This is a genomic window from Methanospirillum sp., from assembly GCF_035560735.1.
Taxonomy (GTDB): Archaea; Halobacteriota; Methanomicrobia; order Methanomicrobiales; family Methanospirillaceae; genus Methanospirillum.
Genome location: NZ_DATMYY010000269.1, coordinates 1 through 2,000 on the forward strand (window position 1 = coordinate 1; position 2,000 = coordinate 2,000).

General features: G+C 43.0%; 2 protein-coding genes. Both read left to right on the forward strand.

The window, feature by feature from the left end; translation table 11 throughout:
- The first annotated feature begins 77 nt into the window (after positions 1-77).
- Positions 78-707, forward strand: a complete 630-nt coding sequence (locus tag VN429_RS07565) for a hypothetical protein (protein WP_325631638.1) — start codon at positions 78-80, stop codon at positions 705-707.
- Positions 708-1,021: 314 nt separating this feature from the next.
- A complete protein-coding gene (locus VN429_RS07570) occupies positions 1,022-1,957 on the forward strand; it encodes a PHP domain-containing protein (RefSeq protein WP_325631640.1) in 936 nt (311 codons plus the stop codon).
- Positions 1,958-2,000: the final 43 nt, after the last annotated feature.

Consider the following 2,000-nt stretch of genomic DNA (forward strand, 5'->3'; position numbering starts at 1 on the left):
GTATTTACCCTCATCTCCAATATTAGGATATATACAAAGGCGGGATTTAGATCTCGTCTTGTAAGGAGAGGAAAATCATGACACTGCCAGTAACAATCAGAACACAAATATTTACCTTGATACTTCTTGTGCTGATGAGCACCCAGGTTGTATCAGTGTTTGCAGAAGCAGTTATTGGCCAGAACGGAAAAGATCAGGGAAACTTGCCTGCCTCTGATACCTCCCTCCTTACCAGTTTCGGAGTATCATCTGACGACCAGCAAAAATTCGCAGAAAAAGCCAAAGAAATCACGGAAAAAAACAAAGCATCTACCGGCGTGCAAAAAGCAGGCCTGAATGTAGCCGGGGAATATGTTGAAAACTCAATGGAAAAAATTACCACTTCGGATGGAAAACCCTTCGAAGGTGGAACAACAATCAACTTCACCATAACTGCGGATAACAAAGTTACAGGTACAGTTGATTTCAAATTCATTGAACAGGGATGGACAGTGAAAATAAAAGGAACAGTAACCGGGACATTAACCCCTTCAACAGGCAAACTGGAAATCCATTCAAACGATGCTACCTTTAAATATGCCGGAAAACAGTATCCAATCACAATGGATGTAAAAGCACAGTATAATGGCTCTGGATTTGATGGAACCAAAGATCTTGTGATGGCCGGAACCAAAGGAACACTAGGGTTTCATGCAAACCCTGTGTAGATTTTTATTCTCATCCATCTTCTCCTCATCGAATGATGAGTAATTCCTGATCTGGATTGGAACAGATACTCTCTATTCTGTCATCAGAATACTGATCTGCTCTCCACACCGTCTCTGGGTTTTTTATTTATTCTCAAGGATCTGAAAATTGATTCAGCCCATATCTCGTTGAGATACAACAATTCCGGATTTAACTCCCGCAGAGGTATCTCATCTTCTTCTTTGACATACTACTTTGCAGAAGATTCATCACCGGTGGTATCCAGATATCTACAACGAAGACATATGGAATACCTGGATAAAGGGAATTACTGATGGATATGATGTCGTACGAGCCCGGATCCATTCACTATCAAAAACCAGATGCCAGATCTCTCAATAAACTCGGGTATCATCCTGTTGATATGCATATCCATACCCGGTATTCGGATGGACTGACCCGGATTCCTGATCTCCTCTCATACGCCAAGAAGAACCAGATTGGAGTTGCGATAACAGATCACAACGAGATCAAAGGAGCAGTTCGAGCATTTAGATCTCAAAAAGATCTCCTCATCATCCCCGGTATTGAACTTGAAACCCGGGAAGGTCCTCACATTCTGATCTATTTTGAAGTAGCCGGTGATCTGGAAGACTATTTTTATGATCTGAACCGGGAAAAAAGACGACAAAATCCACTAGTACCTCAAAACCTCACCGTATCTGAGTGTCTTATCCTTGCCAAAGAGTATTCATGCCTCCGGATTGCAGCTCATCCGTTTGGGTATTTTGGGATTAACCGTGGTGTACTCAAGTGTGTCCAGAAACAGATGCTTCCCGGAGTGCTTGAAAATATTGATGGAATCGAGGTTATCTGTGGGGGAATGAATTGGAACCTGAATCTGAAAGCGATCCGGTATGCACAACAACATTTAACTCCGTTTACCGGTGGTTCAGATGCTCATCTCCTCTCTGATGTCGGGAGTGTCCTGACCGGAGCACCCGCTGACACTGCTGAAGAGTTCCTCGCAGCTATCAGAAAGAGAAAAAACATCGTAGTTGGAAAACCAGGGACATTTATCAGAAAAGGAGCCACTGCCGGAGTCATTGCCTGGAGTTTTGTTCCCTATACCTGTTCGTTGATTGGGGCACATAGTGCTGCGTACAAACACAGGATTAAGCATATCGTCTCCCGGTATTCGGGAACGTGTACGAAAAATCGGGAAGTGCAAATGAAAAAAAAAGATAATTCAGAGAAGCGGAGAGAATAGCCCGGGCATTATAAATTTTATTCATCTTCGAAGGCAGTGCAAC